A 17,686-nucleotide genomic window follows, 5' to 3' on the forward strand; every position below is an offset into this window, starting at 1 on the left:
AGTGATGAGTTATGACCTATTTCGTACATATTTTTCTGAATAATATCGTCCCGCTGTCCATTATGATCCTTATTGGGGCGGCCATGTACAGGGCGTTTAAGCTCGATATCAAGACCTTATCCAAGTTGAATTTTTTCGTATTTTCCCCGGCTCTTGTCTTCGTGAAATTATATGAGTCGGAGCTTTCGGTTGCGGTACTCGGACAAGTCTTGTTCTTTTTCCTGCTGTTCTTTACGGCCATTTCCGTAATGGCAGAGATTTTTATCCGGATTCGCCGTTACAAGGGCGGGATGAAGGGGGCTATGCGCAACAGCGTCGTTTTCTACAACAGTGCGAACTATGCCATTCCGCTTAATCAGATGGTGTTTGTCGGAGATGCTTTTACCATGTCCATTCAAATGATCATCATGATGATGCAGAACCTGCTGCCCAATACTTTGGGCGTCTACAACGTCAATGCCCACAAGAGCAGTTGGAAAGACATTCTGAGAACCGTCGCTTTCCTGCCTACGATTTATATGATCCCGCTTGCTTTTCTATTGAGGCATTTCGAGATCCCGATCCCGCAGCCGATTAATACCCCGCTTCATTACATTGCGGATGGTTTTATGGCGACGGCTTTACTTACGCTGGGCGTGCAGCTTGGAGGCATGAAGTGGAAGTTCATGTTCTCCGATGTGCTCTGGTCCAACTTCTTGCGTCTGATCATGGGTCCGGTGATCGGCCTGCTGATCGTTCTGCTGCTTGGCTTGGAAGGACCTATGGCCCAGGCACTGGTGCTGTCCTGCGCCGTTCCTACGTCCCTTAGCAGTGTGCTGCTTGCCGTCGAATACGACAATGAGCCGGATTTCTCCTCGCAAGCGGTGTTTATGTCTACGGTACTGAGTATGTTTACCGTTACACTTGTGATTTATCTGCTTCCTTTTCTATAAGTTTAATCGCGTGAATGGAGAGCTTGAAATACGGGGATGCCATTCTTATGTGGGCCTACAAACAAGGAGGATTATGAATATGTTGATAGACATCAAAGACAAGATCAGGGAAGAAGAAGTGGCCGAACTGCTCGAGGCGGCTATCTTTCCCGATCCGGAGAGAATAGAGCAAGCTAAACTTGCATACGAGAATGATGCAGCGAAGCAGCTGTACGGTTACGAAGATCAGGGGGATTTAATCGGTATAGTCGGCTTTTCGGTAGACGCCGGTTCTTCCCTGACGATCCATCATCTTGCGGTACATCCGGAGTGCAGGGGAGCAGGTTATGGACGCGGACTGGTTCTAGAGCTGATTGAGCTGAAAAAACCGCGCGAAATCGTCGTAGAGACGGACGAAGACACGGTTGATTTTTACCGCAATATCGGATTCACGATCAGCAGTCTGGGCGAGACTTACCCCGGCACCGAAAGATTCCGCTGCCACTACTCGGCTGATTTGGAAGACGGCGCATAAACTAGTACAAAGTGAAGAACGGATAGGGATAATCAGCGGACGAGAGCGTCCGGGTTATCCGTTTGATTCAGCCGGCCGGGAGTACCTGGCTGGCTTTTTCTTTTGTCCTGAGGGCAGAAGGTCTCCGGTAAGAATTGCAAAATGTCCCACATCCCCGTCTTGGCCTCTCTCCTGTAAATTATGATACAATAGATCGATAGGGAACATAGATTCCCCATATTTGTCAAGGTGAATGATTCCATTTATATTGAATTAGGATTGCTTAAAGATCGCGAAAGGAGCGGATTCCCTTGAAGGTACGATTTATTGTAGGCCGTGCAGGAAGCGGCAAGAGCCAGCTGTGCATGGACGAAATGATACAAGAATTGAAGAAAGAGCCGGATGGGCCTCCACTCATTCTGATCGTCCCCGAGCAGGCCACTTTCCAGACGGAGCTTGCGCTGGTCGACCATCCGGATGTGGGCGGGACGATCCGTGCCCAGGTGCTCAGCTTCCGCCGCCTCGCATGGAGGATTATGCAGGAAAGAGGCGGAACCGCGAGACAACCGATTGATGATGTGGGCAAGAAGCTTCTCCTTCACAAGCTTTTACATAAGCGTAAGGATGATCTCCGATTTTATCAATCTGTCTATGAACAGACCGGTTTTGTTGATCGTTTAAACGATTTGTTCGCCGAATGGAGACGTTACTGCGTGACCGGAGACGGGCTCAGCCGCCACGTGGAGACTTATGAAGAATTTCTGGGCAGCCGCAAGCAGCTGCTTCGTGACAAAATGCGTGACCTTCAAGTCATTTATTCGGCATTTGAAGAAGAAATATCGGTCCGCTATTTGGACGGAGAGGGTACGCTTGCGAAGCTGGCAGAAGAACTGGGGCAATCCCGGTATATGCAGGATGCGCGTATTTGGATCGACGGCTTTCATGGCTTTACACCCCAAGAGCTCAGGGTAGTCAGGGAGCTGTTCCGGACCGGCAGGGAAATAAGCGTGTCGCTTTGCCTGAATAGGCCTTATTATGCCGGAGAGATTCCGGAGGAGCTTGATTTGTTCCATCCGACCGCCAGGACGATGGTGCAGCTTCAAGAGCTGCTGGATGAGATAGACGGAGGGCCCGCTGAAACGATTGTCGTAGAGCCGGCTATTAAGCCCCGCTTTGCGGCCAGTCCGATGCTGGCGCATCTCGAGCAGAACTTCGAGCAGCGTGTGGGACGGTATGCAAAGCCTTATTGGCCTGCCGGCAAATCTGCGGAGCGCGAGCAGGTCACTCTGTATGCGGCTGTGAACCGCCGGGCGGAAGCCGAGGGCGTGGCCAGGGAAATGACGAAGCTTGCGCGTGAGCAGGGTGTCCGCTGGCGAGATATGGCCGTGATGGTGCGTGATATGGGGCATTATGAGGATCTGCTGGAAACAACCTTTACGGATTACGGCATTCCTCATTTCTTTGACCAGAAAAGAACGGTTCTCCATCATCCGTTAGCCGAATTCATCCGGTCTGCGCTGGAAGTCGTGCTGCACAACTGGAGATATGACGCTGTGTTCCGGTGCGTCAAAACAGACCTGCTGCTGCCGTGGACTCCCTCCGGCGCTGCACAGGCCGGGAACGAGAGCAGCTCCCCTCAAGGGGCTGATTCCGCTGAGCAGGCCGCAGCGGAGGCTATGGAAGCTCCGGCAGCGGCGGATCTGACTTTGACGGAGCTGAGAGCCGCCATGGACCGGCTCGAGAACTACGTGCTGTCCTACGGGATCCAGGGGAGCAGATGGACAGATGGCAAACCGTGGACCCACCGGTCCCGGGCGTCGCTGGAAGAGGAAGAAACAGCGGCAAATGCGGCCGAGGAGAAGTTTCTGCAAGAGATTCAGCAAACCAGGGAGTGGGTGGCGCAGCCGCTTTTGCGTTTTCAGAAGCGCCTTCGCAAATCCAAAACCGTAAGCGCCAGAACCGAAGCGCTTTATGAACTTTTGACGGACGTGCATGCACCGGAGAGGCTGGAAGCTTGGCATACGGAGGCCGTGCAGGCCGGCAAACCGGAGAAGGCGCGTGAGCACAGCCAGTTATGGGGCAGCCTGATGGACTTGTTCGACCAGCTTGTCGAGCTGATGGGCGATGAAGAAATTTCGGCCGAACTCTATGCCGAGCTGCTGGAGACGGGTCTGGAGAGCATCAAGCTCGGACTCGTACCACCGGCGCTTGACCAGGTTCTCGTCGGCAGTATGGACCGGACTCGTTCGATGAAAATCCGGTACGCTTTTATTCTAGGCGTAAGTGATGGTGTAATTCCTGCCTCTCAGGCAGAAGACGGCGTACTGGCCGAAGCGGAGCGGGAGCTGCTTCTGCAGACGGGTCTGCCGATGGCGGACGGCAACCGCAGACGGCTGCTGGATGAATCCTTCCTGATTTATTCCTCCTTGGCTGTACCCAGCCGGCAGCTGTCTTTGTCGTATCCGCTCGCCGATGAGGAAGGGAAGTCTTTGCTTCCATCGGAGCTGATCCGGCAGATCAAGGGTCTGCTGCCCGATCTCAAGGAAGTGCAGTGGATGGGCGAGCCGTCCCCTGCGATGTCCGCATCAGAGCAGCTTGCTTATATGGCCAGCCCGGCCAGAGCGTTGTCCTATCTTGGCGTGCAGCTTAAGCAGTGGATGCGGGGAGCGGCCATAGGGGATGTCTGGTGGGGGACGTATAATTATTTCGCTTCCGAGCCGCAGTGGCGCGGGAGTATGCACCGCCTCGTCCAAGGCCTGCTTTATTCCAACAGGGAAGAGCGGCTGCCCAGAGAGACCAGCCGTCTCTTGTACGGCCGGCATCTCCGTGCCAGCGTGTCCCGGATGGAACGTTATGTAGCGTGTCCGTTTTCCCATTTTCTGACGCATGGCCTGAAGCTCAGGGAGCGCAGAGTTTTCCGGCTTGAAGCGCCGGATATCGGACAGCTTTTTCACGGGGCATTGAATTTGTTCGTAAAGGGTATTCAGGAGGACAAGGTCGACTGGGCATCATTGTCTAGTACGGAGACTTACAAACGGACATCGGATGTGGTTGACCGGCTTGCTCCAAGACTGCAGGGCGAGATCCTGCTGAGCTCCAAACGATATCGCTATATCTCTCATAAACTCAAGCAAGTGGTCGGTAAAGCGGCGATTATGCTCGGTGAGCATGCCAAACGCAGCCGGTTCGCGCCTGTCGGCCTCGAAATCGACTTTGGACCGGGCGGGACGCTGCCATCCTTGAACTTCCAGCTCGATAATGGCTGCACGATGGAAATTGTCGGCCGGATCGATCGGGTGGATCAGGCGCAGGGAGACAGCGGCCTGCTCCTGAGAGTCATCGACTACAAGTCGAGTCCGACAGCACTGGATTTGTCCAGCGTCTATTACGGCTTGTCCCTGCAAATGCTGACGTACCTGGACGTTATTCTTACGCATGCACCGGAGTGGCTCGGGATGTCGGCTACGCCTGCGGGCGTGCTGTATTTCCACGTTCACAACCCTCTGCTTCAGTTTACGAATGGAATGAACGTGCAGGATATCGAGAAAGAGCTGCGCAAACGGTATAAAATGAAAGGCCTGCTCATGGCCGATCCTGACGTTGTACGAATGATGGACAGCGGACTCCAGGATGCCAGCGGACACTCTCAGCTTGTCCCGGCGGCATTGTCCAAGGACGGGGGCTTCTATAAATCTTCATCCGTCGCATCGGAGGAGCAGTGGGATACGCTGCGCGGATTTGTACGCAGCAGAATCCGGGATATCGGGACGGAAATTACGGATGGACGCGTGGATATCACGCCTTACCGGACCGGCAATAAATCAGCCTGTCAGCACTGTTCGTATAAGGCCGTGTGCCAATTCGATCCGGTGCTGGAAGGCAATGAGCCTAATCATATGATCAAAATGGGCCGTGAGCGCGTATGGGCCGAGCTTTCAAAAACGCAGCCGGACAGTCGGGAAAGCGGGAAGGGGGAACGGGACGCATGAAAACTGATTCAGTAAGTAAACCGGCAGGGAGTACCTGGACGGACGAACAATGGGACGCGATTTCCTTGAAGGGACAGAATATGCTCGTAGCGGCAGCAGCAGGCTCCGGTAAAACAGCCGTGCTGGTCGAAAGGATTATCCGCCGCATATCGGACGAATCCGCTCCTCTGGATGTGGACCGCCTGCTCGTTGCCACGTTCACGAAAGCGGCTGCGGCCGAAATGAAGCAGCGGATTCGCGAGGCGCTGGAAAAGGAGCTGACGGAGAGGCCCGATTCACAGCATCTGAAGCGTCAGCTCGCCCTTATGGGTCGGGCTTCCGTGACGACTCTGCATTCTTTTTGTCTGGAAGTGATCCGCAGACACTACAGCCTCATCCAGCTTGACCCGGGCTTCCGCATTGCGAATGAGACAGAAGCCGAGCTGATGCGTCATGATCAGTTGGAAGAGATGATGGAGCAGTACTACGGGGACAGTGTGGAAGACAGTCCCTTCTGGCGGCTTGTCGATACATTCGGCGGAGAGCGGAGCGATGTCCCTCTGCACCTGCTGATTCAGAAGCTGTACGATGAGTCTCGGAGCCATCCATGGCCGGAGCATTGGCTGCGCGAGATGGCGGCGATGTTCGGTCCCGGGCCCGCTGTTCATCAAGCCGCAGGGAACACCATGGAAGGCCAGACGCAAAGAGCGGCAGCAATCGGGGCCTTGAACGAAGCGTATAAAGAAGCTGCGGCAGCTGCTTCTGCGGTAATGAGTGAGGGGACTGACCGCAATGAAACCCCTCTTGAGCTTGAAGAAACCGAAATCGCTAAAGACATCGAAGTCACCGGAGTAGAAACCGGTCAGGGAGCACCCGCAGATTTTTGGCTGGACAGCCTGACCGCAGATGTCCGGCTTGAACTTCAGGGGACTGCGGAGCTGCTGAAGCAGGCCATTGAACTTACCGGACAGCCTGGCGGGCCCTATCCGTATGAAGCCGCCCTTCAGGATGATCTAGCGGTTGTGAGCGGACTGTTGGAAATTGCCGATCATCATTCCTGGGAGATCCTGTACAGTGCTTTTCAAGCTGTAACGTTCGGCAAGCTCAAAGCCTGCAAAAAGGATGAAGCCGATCCGATGCTGCAAGAGCAGGTCAAAGATATGCGCAGCCGGGCCAAAGAACGGATTACTTCGCTCCGGGAAGAACTGTTCGGGCGTCCGCCGGGGCAATTTCTGGCGGAAACCCGTCAAATGGCGCCGGTCATTCATATTCTGGTCGATCTGGTTATCGACTTCTCAGAGCGCTACCGTCAGGCCAAAGCGGCCAAAGGACTAGTTGATTTTGCAGACTTGGAGCATTTCTGCCTCCGTATCCTGCGCGCGCCTGAATCGAATCCTGCGGAGCTGATTCCTTCGCGTGCGGCTATCGAATTCCGCGAGCAGTTTGCCGAGGTGCTGCTCGATGAGTATCAGGATACGAATCGTGTGCAGGAAGCCATTGTGGAACTGATCTCGGAGCCTGTGCCGGGTAACCGGTTTATGGTAGGCGACGTGAAGCAGAGTATCTACCGGTTCCGTCTGGCAGAGCCGGCCCTTTTCCTGGAGAAATACAGGACCTACAGAAGCGAAGGAGGCGGACCGGGCCGGCGGATTGATCTTGCGCGGAATTTCCGGAGCCGGCAGGAAGTCGTCGATGCCGTTAACTTCATTTTTCGGCAGATTATGAACGAAGGTGTCGGAGATATCGCATACGATGCGCGGGCCGAGCTGGTGAACGGCGCTTCTTATCCGGCCTCGGAGAGTCAGAATCTCGCAGTTGAAATGCTGCTCATTGATCGTTCCGCCGCTTCCCAGCCAAGCGGAGAATCCGACTATACGGATGGCGATGAGGGCGCAGAAGACCTGGGCGAAACGGCTTCGGGCGACGAAACCGGCATGCTGCTTGAAGGCCAGGAGCTAGAAACGGCTCAAATGGAGGCGCGGGCAATCGCGCTCAAGATCAGGAATATGCTGGAGCCTGAGACAGGGGAGCCTTCCCTTGTATATGACAAAAGATCCGGCAGCATGCGGACGGCCACGTACCGGGATATCGTAGTTCTGCTTCGTGCCACTCAGCAGTGGTCGCCTATATTTATCGAGGAATTGCGCCTGCTGGGAATACCCGCTTATGCGGATCTGAATACGGGATACTTTACCGCAACGGAAGTGGAAGTCATGCTGGCGCTGCTCAAAGTAATTGATAACCCTTATCAGGATGTGCCGCTTGCTGCGGTGTTACGCTCTCCTATAGTCGGATTGACGGCTGAGCAGCTGGCATCTTTGCGGATTACCGGCAAGAATATCCCTTACTACGAAGCAGTCCGCTCCTATGCGGAAGGCGGTTCCGCGTCAAGTCAGCCTGCCGATTCCGGTCTCCAGGATGCCGCCGGGTGGAAACCGGACCCGGAGCTCCACGGCAAGATCAGAGATTTCCTTGAGCGGCTCGGCCAGTGGCGGAGTGAGGCCCGGCAGGGCTCCTTGGCCCGTTTGATCTGGCAGATCTATGGAGATACGGGTTATTTTGATTTTGTAGGCGCTATGCCCGGAGGTCTGCAGCGCCAGGCGAATCTAAGGGCGCTTTATGACCGGGCACGCCAGTACGAAAGCACCTCACTGCGCGGGCTATTCCGCTTTCTGCGTTTTATCGAGCGGATGAAGGAAACCGGAGGAGACCTGGGTACGGCACGGGCGCTTGGCGAGCAGGAAAATGTGGTACGGATCATGTCCATCCATAAGAGTAAAGGACTGGAGTTCCCGGTCGTATTCGTCGCCGGTCTTGGCAAAATGTTCAACCAGCGCGATCTGCTTGACCCGTTTCTGATTCATAAGGAACTCGGGTTCGGTCCGCGCTTTGTCGATACGGAGCTGCGGATCGCCTACCCGACACTTCCGCAGCTTGCCATCAAACGGCGCATGCGGATCGAAACGCTGTCCGAAGAGCTTCGCGTGCTCTACGTGGCATTAACGCGAGCGAGGGAGAAGCTCTACCTGCTCGGTACGGTCCGTTCGCTGGACAAGGCTCTGCTCGGTTGGAGCCGCTATCTGGAGCACGGCAGCTGGGCGCTGCCGGATGATGAAGTGGCGCGTGCCCGCAGCTACATGGACTGGCTCGGACCATCCTTAATGCGCCACAAGGATGCAAGCTTGTGGCGGGAGCGTGCCGGACTTCCGGAGCGCGTACCTGCTTCGCTTGCGGCTGACAGTTCCCTGTGGCACTTTGAAGTGTTGACGCCGGATACGCTGGCCGCAATGGGTAAAGCGGATGAAGCCGTAACGATTCAGGCCGATCGCCTCGAAGCGTTAAAGACGCTTAACCGGGTGTCTACCTTTTCCAGCGAATGGGATGTGCCGCTTGCGAAGTCATTGTCTTGGACATATCCGTATGCTCAATCTACGGCCTATTTCTCCAAAACTTCTGTGTCCGAGCTGAAGCGGCTGGCGGAGCGTACCGGCGGGGCTGGTCAAGATGAGAAGCCTGCGGCTCAGCTCATGCCAAGTCCCGGAAGCGGACTGATTTTGCCGACACGGCTGCTCAAAATGGCGGCGGGAGAAGGCGCGCCGTTATCCATAGAGACGACATCGTTATCGCCTGAAGCCGGTCAATTGCCAAGCTCCTCGTCCACGAGTAAAGAGAACAGTGTGGCGAGGGCGGGAATGCCGCTTGATTTCATATCCGAACAATTGCTGTTAACGGGTTCTGAGGATACTCCTGTAGTTGATTCCATGGTTGATTCCAATGATTCCAAGCAGGAAGCGACCGGAGATAAGACCGATTCAACGCCTGCAGCCCGTTCCTCCCTGTTCAGAAGGCCTGCTTTTATGGAAGAAAAGAAGCTGACGTCGGCAGAGCGCGGAACGGTGTTCCACGCCGTTATGCAGCATATTCCGCTTGGGAATGTCACGGCAGATACGGTAAGGGTCACGGTACAGGAGATGATCGCCAAAGAACTAATTACACCCGCACAAGGCCGGGTGATTGATGCGGAGATCATTACGGGATTCTTTGCCTCTGAGCTGGGTGCAAGCCTGGCTTCGTCCGATCGGGTATGGCGGGAGGTGCCGTTTAGCCTGGGACTGCCTGCCGGAACCGTGTACCCGCATGCCGATTCGGCTACCCGCCTCGAAACCGTGCTGGTGCAAGGGGTAGTGGACTGTTTGTTCGAGACGCCGGACGGGCTTGTTCTTCTGGATTACAAGACGGATAAGGTCAAGGGTGTAGGAATTCCTCAATTGAAAGAGAGATATAAAGTGCAGATTGGGCTCTATGCGCAGGCTGTGGAAACCATTTGGCGGCGGAAGCTGGCCGCAACGTATTTGTTCTTTTTTGACGGAGGACATGTGGTGGAGCTCGAAAGATAGTGGTTTGGCCAGAATTAAACGCGAGATAGACGGCGCTGAACGGGAAATTATGAATGTATTCAATTGAAGATTTTGTCAAAAAGAGTTGGGGGACTAGTTATGCGAGTACTGCATACGGGAGACTGGCATTTGGGCCGTACTTTGGAGGGCCGCAGCCGGTTTGATGAACAAGTGGCTTTCGTCGATGAACTTGTCGGGATCGTCAAGGAAGGAAACATTGATCTTGTGCTGCTGGCAGGGGATGTGTATGACACGGTCAATCCGCCGGCTGCGGCTGAGCAGCTCTTCTATGAAGCTCTGTCGCGGCTTTCTGAGGATGGACGCCGTCAAGTTGTCGTGATCTCGGGCAACCACGACCATCCGGACAGGCTCGGAGCATCATCTCCGATCGCCCGTGCGCAGGGAATTACGCTGATTGGTCTGCCCAAGGCGGGGCTTCTGGAGATCGGTGTTTCGCGGACGGGTGAGACGGCTAAGCTGTTTGCGCTGCCTTATCCGTCCGAATCGAGACTGGGCGAGCTGCTTAGCGACGATGCCGGAGAGGAAGTTCTGAGGCGTGCCTATTCCGAACGAGTGGGAGAGTTGGTGCGGACCCAGACAGCCGGTTTCAGCCCGGATACCGTTAATCTGCTGATGAGCCACCTTTATGTGCTGGGCGGCAATGAGAGTGAATCGGAGCGCCCGATTCAGGTTGGCGGAGCGTATACCGTGGACACGTCGGCACTGGATGTCGGCGCGCAGTATGTGGCGCTCGGCCACCTGCACCGGCCCCAGACCATGAAGGGAGCAAGCCCCATCCGTTACTGCGGATCGCCTCTTGCCTACAGCTTTTCCGAAGCGGGTCAGGCTAAATCCGTTACGGTTCTGGACGTGAAGCCGGGAGAGCCGGCTGTGATGGAGGAAGTTTTTCTGTTATCGGGAAGGCCTCTGGTAAAGTGGAAGGCAAAAGACGGATTGGCGGAGATTCACCGCTGGCTGGATGAGGGACGCGACGCTAATGCCTGGATTGACCTGGAAATCCATGTGAGCGAAGCGATGTCTCTGCACGAAATACAGACACTTCGTAAAGCGCACGGAGGCTTTATACACATTAAGCCTGTTTACCCGTTGCTCAGTGCGCAGGAAGAGACGGCGGCAGCCTCAACGGCCGGTCTTCCGGTCGATGAGCTGTTCCGGCGCTTCTATGAGCGGCAGACAGGGGGAGCCGTGCCTGAACCGGAGCTGGTCCGGCTGTTTATGGAATTGCTGCAGGACGAGACAGGGAATCCAGAGACGGCGGAATAGGAGGAGACGAAGCATATGCGTCCAATTATGTTGCAAATGTCCGGTTTGCAGAGCTACCGGGAAACACAGGAAATTGATTTTACGCAGCTGTGCGATGCGGGCGTGTTCGGGATATTCGGACCGACCGGAAGCGGTAAATCCTCGATTCTTGATGCGATTACCCTTGCGCTCTACGGTAAAGTAGAGCGGGCTTCAGGCGGTACTCAAGGGATTATGAATCATGCGGAGAATACGCTGGCTGTCTCGTTTACTTTCCAGCTCAGTTATCCGGAGGGACCGGTCCGGTACAGAGTGGACCGTCAGTTCAAACGCGGCACGGATGTATCCGTAACGAATACGGTAAGCCGCTTTGTCCGGCTCAGCGGAGAAGAGCCGGTTGTGCTGGCAGATAAATCAACCGATGTGACGCATCAGGTTCAGCATGTTCTCGGTTTGTCTATGCAGGATTTCACACGCGCCGTAGTACTTCCGCAGGGGAAATTCGCCGAGTTCCTGTCGCTGACGGGCAAAGACCGACGCCAAATGCTTCAGCGGCTGTTTCACCTGGAGGCGTACGGAGATCAGCTGAGTGCGCGAGTAAGCGGCAAGCTGAAAGAAGCGGACGGCCTGCTGAAACAGCTTGCAGCCCGGCAGCAGGGACTGGGGGACGCTTCGGCTGAGGCGCTGGCAAGTGCCGAGCAGCGAAGGAAAGAAGCTGATCTTTACGCAGCAGAGCAGCGTAAAACGCTCCAGGAAGCGGTGAAGCGGCATGACGAGATGAAAAGTATCTTGTCCCTGCAAGAGGAAGTGGGGCAGATCCATGTGCAGCGGATGAAGCTGGAGCAGGAAGAATCAGCTGTGCGTGCAAGAGAAGAACGCGTCAAACGCGCAGAAGAGGCAGAGAAGCTCCGGCCTTACGTGGAACATCAGGAAGCGGCTGCGGCAGCGGAAACCAAGCAGAGAAGCCGGCTGGAGGAGACCCGGATTCTTGCAGAGGAAGCCGACCGGAAGCTCACGGCAGCCGCTCAGGTGTCGGGGCAGGCGCAGGCGGAGTTGGGGAAGCGGGAAGAGCCGCTTCTTATCCGGCTGGAGCACCTTAATCAGGCTCTGGAGCAGGAGAAAGAGCTCGAGGCCCTTTACATTCAGTGCCGGGATATGCAGCAGCAGGAGAAGGAGCTGACCCGCGAGCTTGTTCAAACGAAGGAAGCATACCGCAAAGAATCCGACACGAAAGATAAAGCGCTAGCCAGACAGGCGGAATTAAAAGAAGCTCTTAAATCGGTACAGGTGGGATACGAGCTTCGGAGTAAACTCCAGCAGGCGATGGATGACAAAAGACAGCTTGATGGAGATAAGAGGCGCTTGAGTGAACTTGCTGCCGAGAATAAGCGCAGACAGGAACAAATTCGGACGAAGGAGCAGGAAGCTGCTGCTTCCGCACGGGAGATGAAAGTCTGGGCCGGGGATCTGGTGGACTGGATGGGCCGTGTCCTAGAGGAGCAGCAGGAGACTTCCGGGCTGAGGGAGCAGCTGCACACTAGCGAGGCTGCGGCAATCCGCCTGCTTGAAGCGCGCAGAGCCGAAGAGCGTGCAGCGGAACTGGACCAGCTGGCTGCCAAGCTGGCGGAGCAGCTGCAGGTGGGGGAGGCGTGCCCGGTGTGCGGAGCTGTGGAACATCCGGCTCCGCATCACAATCGATCATTGCCTGCAGCCGGCCGGCCGGCTGCTGACGGTCTGAGGGAGATAGAAGAATGTGAGAAGCTTATTCAACAGTACCGGACAGCCGGTGTCCAGGCGGACAAACATCTGCTTGCCCTGGATGCTCTCGTGAAACGGGCAAAAGAACACGGGAGTACAGATTCTAACCAAGCACTGCTGCAAGCGACAGGGTCATCCGTCGGCATGATTGCGGAAGCGGCTGCCGCAACTGCAAGTGCTGAGGGGGAATCAGGAAGTGATCTTCCAGAGAATCCTGGATCGCTTGAAAATTCTTCTTCTCCAGATCCGGATGCGGAAGACAATGGAAACCGCCTGGCAGATGCATGGAAACGGATGGAAGCCCGTATGCGGTTGTTCGCCATGGCGGCGGCGGAGCTGGAAGAGGCTTACCAGTCTCTTCTGCGGCGCTTACGTCCGCTTGAATCAGCGGCGCGGAGCAGCGAAGCCGAACTGCGCTCCTTGCGGGGACTGCTTCAAGCAGATGAAGCCAAAGCTTCCGCGCTGGAGCAGGCGATCCGCGAGCAGGACGCGCAGTGGCACGAGCGGCACGGCGCGGACGGCCTGAAGCAGGAAGATGTGGAAGCGCGGCTGAAGCAGCTTCACGAGCAGGAGCAGCAGGCGGAGGAGCTGAGCGCCCGCATAGAGAAGAGCATCCCGTTCATCGACGGGGTGCTGGCTAAGCTCGAACAGCTCCGCAACGATTCGGCGGAGCTGGACAAAACCGTCCTGCAGCTCACAACGAAGCTGCAGGGGCTGACGCAGCTCGCCGCTGAGAAGTCGCAGCAGCTGCAGGGACGCGCCGGCAGCGAGCCGGTGCCGCGCCAGATCGAGGCGGCCGCGGCCGAGCTCGAAGCGCTCCGCAGCCGCTGCGAGCGGGCGAAGCAGGCGCACGAAGCTTCCCGCCGCGAGCAGCAGGAAGCGGCGCAGGGGCTGAGCGCCGCGGTGCAGGCTGCCGCTTCGGCTGAGCGCCAGCTTGCCGAAGCGCTGGAGCGACTGAGCCGAGCGCTGGAAGCATCCGCGTTCGCGGATGCCGCCGCCGTGCAGGCTGCGTACGTCGGCGAAGCCGAGCGCAGCGCCTGGGCAGCGGCGGCGCGTATTCACCGCGAGCGGGAGCAGACGCTGCGCTCGCGGCTCGCGCAGCTAAACACGCAGCTCGCCGGGCGATCGGTGACCGGCGACGACTGGGCACAGGCGCAGCAGCTGCTGCTCGGCGCCCAGGCAAGCGACGAAGCCGCGCTTGCGGCCCGCGCCAGAGCGGAGCGCGACTGCGAGGAGCTGCAGGCCAAGCACGAGCAGTGGCGCGGACTTGAGGATCAGCGCGCGGAGCAAGAGACGCTGCACGGCCGGCTGGTTAAGCTGCAGTCGGTGCTCAAAGCGAATGCATTCGTGGAGTTCCTCGCAGAGGAGCAGCTCATGCAGGTGAGCCGCGCGGCGTCGCAGCGGCTCGGCCAGCTTACCCGCCAGCGCTATGCGATTGAAGTGGACTCGGGGGGAGGCTTCGTTATCCGGGATGACGGCTCCGGCGGCGTGAAGCGGCCGGTCGGTACGCTGTCCGGCGGCGAGACGTTCTTGACTTCGCTCGCGCTGGCGCTTGCTTTGTCCGCACAGATCCAGCTTAAGGGCGAGGTACCGCTTGAGTTTTTCTTCCTCGATGAAGGCTTCGGTACGCTGGATCCGGATCTGCTGGATATGGTTGTCACCTCTCTGGAGAAGCTTCATATGGACCGGCTCGCGGTCGGTGTTATCAGTCACGTACCGGAGCTGAGAGCCAGGCTTCCCCGCAAGCTCATTGTCGATCCGGCTGAACCTTCCGGAAGAGGCAGCCGTGTCCGGCTGGAGCTGCTGTAAGCTGCGGCTTACCGTGAATACCGTATACGGTTAGTTACTGTCCGGCAGCCTGTTTCAAACCGTGTGGATGGACGGATCAAGGCATCTGACCTTCTGTAACCCACAGTTCTATAGAGCGTATAACTCAGCCGAAAGCTGAGTTGTGCGCTTTTTTTATATGCGGCAAGAGGATAGGCTGCCCTGCGGCTGGCAAGCCGTGTTCACAGAAAAACCGGCTTTCCCATGGTCAGGAACCCGCATCCTGCATGTAGTTGCCGGGTTATTCCCTATACTCTCCTTCCGCTCTGTTCACATTTTGTTCACTTCTTGTACACATTTCTGGAAGCTAATGTGATGTCCGTCACATCTGCGATCCGCTTCCCCGGTTTATACTAAGTATGTGCTTAATTTCACATTCTTCTTTTGTAAAAGAGCAGTTTTCATCAAGCAGGTTTTAATCAGGCACAGACACCGGAGACAAAGAACCGGACGTGGAACAAGAGTGATGCCGCTCGGAGCAGCTTACGAAACGGTCTTGGATTCTTACTGCTAAGAGCAGCCCTATCGCTATAAAAGATATACAATCGGCAGGAGGAGATACGCATGCGGCGAAATAAGCTGGTGCTCATCGGGAATGGTATGGCAGGCGTCGGAGTCATTGAACAGATTTTGAAGCTGAATTCCGATTTATTTGAAATTACGATTATAGGCAGTGAACCTTACCCCAACTACAACCGGATTCAGCTCTCGTATGTTCTGGAGGGCAGCAAAACGGTAGACGATATTGTACTTAATGACTGGAACTGGTACCGCGAGAATGGAATTCGTTTATTGACAGGCACCACCGTTACAGGAATTGATACAGATGCGAGGCAAGTACTCACCGATCAAGGGGAGGCAGTGGCTTACGACAAGCTGGTGATCGCGACAGGCTCGAAATCGTTTATACTTCCGATTCCCGGTGCTGACAAAGAGGGCGTCGTAGGCTTCCGCGATATCGCGGATTGCGACCGGATGCTGGAGGCTGCCAGGAAGAAGACGAAAGCGGCAGTAATCGGAGGCGGCTTACTCGGTCTCGAAGCGGCTAAAGGGCTGGCGAAGCTGGGCATGGAGGTTACGGTCGTCCATCTGATGAATGATTTGATGGAACGGCAGCTTGATCCGGCTGCTTCGCGTATGCTTCAGGATGAGCTGGAGCGCCAGGGGCTGCATTTTGCCATGGGGAAACAGACCGCGGAAATCATGGGAGATGACCACGTAACAGGGCTGCGTTTTGCAGACGGGACAGAGCTCCATACGGAATTCGTCGTGATGGCGGTCGGGATTAAGCCGAACAACGATGTCGCCCGTGGCGAAGCCATTGAAGTTAACCGGGGGATTGTCGTAGACGATTACATGCGCACTACGGCTGAGGATGTCTATGCGGTCGGGGAATGCTGCGAGCACAGAGGCGTCTGCTATGGACTGGTTGCCCCGCTGTTCGAACAGGGACAGGTGCTTGCCAAGCACTTGTGCGGCGTGGAAACCAAACCTTATGAAGGAACCGTACTCGCCACTAAGCTCAAAATCTCGGGTGTAGATGTATTCTCGGCAGGAGAATTCATAGATAAACCGGAGCTGACGATTGTAAAAATGCAGGATGATTGGAGACATACGTATAAAAAAGTGCTGCTCCGCGACAACCGGATCGTCGGCGGCGTCTTGTTTGGAGATGTGACACAGGCGACCCAGCTTCAGCAGTGGATCAAAGCCGGAGCCCTGATGACGGCCGATATGCATGCGTCGATCATGGGTCTTGCGGGTGAAGCCGCCGTGACGAATGCGGCGGAGCTGCTCGCAGATGAAGATATCGTATGCGGCTGTAACGGTGTAACGAAAGGTCAGATCATCGAAGCGGTCCGCGACCAGGGTCTTACGACTATTGATGAAGTTAAAGGATGTACAGGTGCCTGCCGCTCGTGCGGGGGCTGTAAGCCTCTGGTTGAGCAGGTAATGCAGAGTGTGCTCGGAGATCACTTTACAGGTGCCGCTGCACAAGGCATCTGCGGATGTACGACGCACAGCCGTGATGAGGTGGTAGCTGCAATCCGCGACCATAAACTGATGACCACCCGGGATGTTATGGCAGAGCTGGGGTGGACCAACCCCGAAGGCTGCTCGAAATGCCGTCCGGCTTTGAACTACTTCCTGACCATGATGTGGCCGCGTGAATACGTCGAGGAGAAAGAATCGCGTTTCGTCAACGAACGCCTCCACGCCAATATCAATAAAGACGGCACCTATGCCGTTGTGCCGCGGATTTACGGCGGCGTTACAACCGCGGAGGATCTCAAACGGATTGCCGATACCGCCGTCAAATATGGCGTCAAAACCGTCAAGATCACAGGCGGGCAGCGGATCGACTTACTGGGGATCGAGAAGGAAGACCTTCCGAAAGTATGGGAGGAGCTCGATATGCCTTCGGGCTACGCTTACGCGAAGGCGCTGCGGACTGTGAAGACTTGTGTCGGCTCGGCGTTCTGCCGGTTCGGCACCCAGGATTCGATGGCGATGGGGCAGCTGCTGGAGCGTAAATTTGAGCGGATCGATATGCCGGCCAAAGTGAAATTCGCCGTAAACGGCTGTCCGCGCAACTGCGCTGAAGCGTGTACGAAGGACATCGGAATCGTCGGGAATGACGGGGGCTGGGAGATTTATGTCGGCGGTAACGGCGGGATCAAGCCCAGACTGGCTGATCTGATTGCCAAAGTGAAAACAGACGAGGAATTAATCGATATCTCGGCGGCTATCCTGCAGCATTACCGGGAAACAGCCAAATACCTCGAGAGGACTTCGGACTGGGTGGAAAGAATCGGGCTTGCTGCCGTTGCACAGGCGGCTGTCCACGACTTGGAGAACCGGGAACGGCTTGTGGAGAGAATGGAAGAAGCGTTGACCCGTGCAGCAGATCCTTGGCAGAAAGTAATCGGCAGCCCGGAAGACAAGCAGGCGCTCTTCGAAACAGTCAAGGTCGCCCGTACAGACACAGCGGATTAAATAAGGCAGCCCCGCAAGGGGCTGTACTCTAACTAACCGAATAGGAGTGAT

The 17,686-nt window shown here is 56.1% G+C and carries 7 protein-coding genes; all 7 read left to right on the top strand.

What is annotated here, in order from left to right:
- Window positions 1-11: 11 nt before the first annotated feature.
- On the top strand, window positions 12-932 hold the full coding sequence (locus AR333_RS05860) for an AEC family transporter (protein ID WP_068774351.1): 921 nt from the start codon (window positions 12-14) through the stop codon (window positions 930-932).
- Between the two features lie 73 nt (window positions 933-1,005).
- Window positions 1,006-1,446, top strand: a complete 441-nt coding sequence (locus AR333_RS05865; protein ID WP_367583964.1) for a GNAT family N-acetyltransferase — start codon at window positions 1,006-1,008, stop codon at window positions 1,444-1,446.
- Between the two features lie 290 nt (window positions 1,447-1,736).
- On the top strand, window positions 1,737-5,414 hold the full coding sequence (locus AR333_RS05870; RefSeq protein ID WP_084783514.1) for a PD-(D/E)XK nuclease family protein: 3,678 nt from the start codon (window positions 1,737-1,739) through the stop codon (window positions 5,412-5,414).
- Window positions 5,411-9,790, top strand: coding sequence for a helicase-exonuclease AddAB subunit AddA (gene addA / locus AR333_RS05875; protein ID WP_068774353.1), 4,380 nt, complete (start codon window positions 5,411-5,413; stop codon window positions 9,788-9,790). Before AR333_RS05870 ends, addA begins: the two co-directional genes overlap by 4 nt.
- Window positions 9,791-9,889: 99 nt before the next feature.
- The gene (locus AR333_RS05880) at window positions 9,890-11,074 is read left to right on the top strand and encodes an exonuclease SbcCD subunit D (RefSeq protein WP_068774354.1); all 1,185 of its coding nucleotides are present in this window, start codon (window positions 9,890-9,892) and stop codon (window positions 11,072-11,074) included.
- 15 nt (window positions 11,075-11,089) lie between these two features.
- Window positions 11,090-14,620 (top strand): AAA family ATPase, encoded by a 3,531-nt coding sequence (locus tag AR333_RS05885; RefSeq protein ID WP_068774355.1) that lies wholly within the window; start codon window positions 11,090-11,092, stop codon window positions 14,618-14,620.
- A 582-nt stretch (window positions 14,621-15,202) separates the two neighbouring features.
- A complete protein-coding gene (gene nirB, locus AR333_RS05890; protein ID WP_068774356.1) occupies window positions 15,203-17,635 on the top strand; it encodes a nitrite reductase large subunit NirB in 2,433 nt (810 codons plus the stop codon).
- Window positions 17,636-17,686 lie beyond the last annotated feature (51 nt).

Source organism: Paenibacillus sp. FJAT-26967, from assembly GCF_001541095.1.
Classification (GTDB): Bacteria; Bacillota; Bacilli; order Paenibacillales; family NBRC-103111; genus Paenibacillus_F.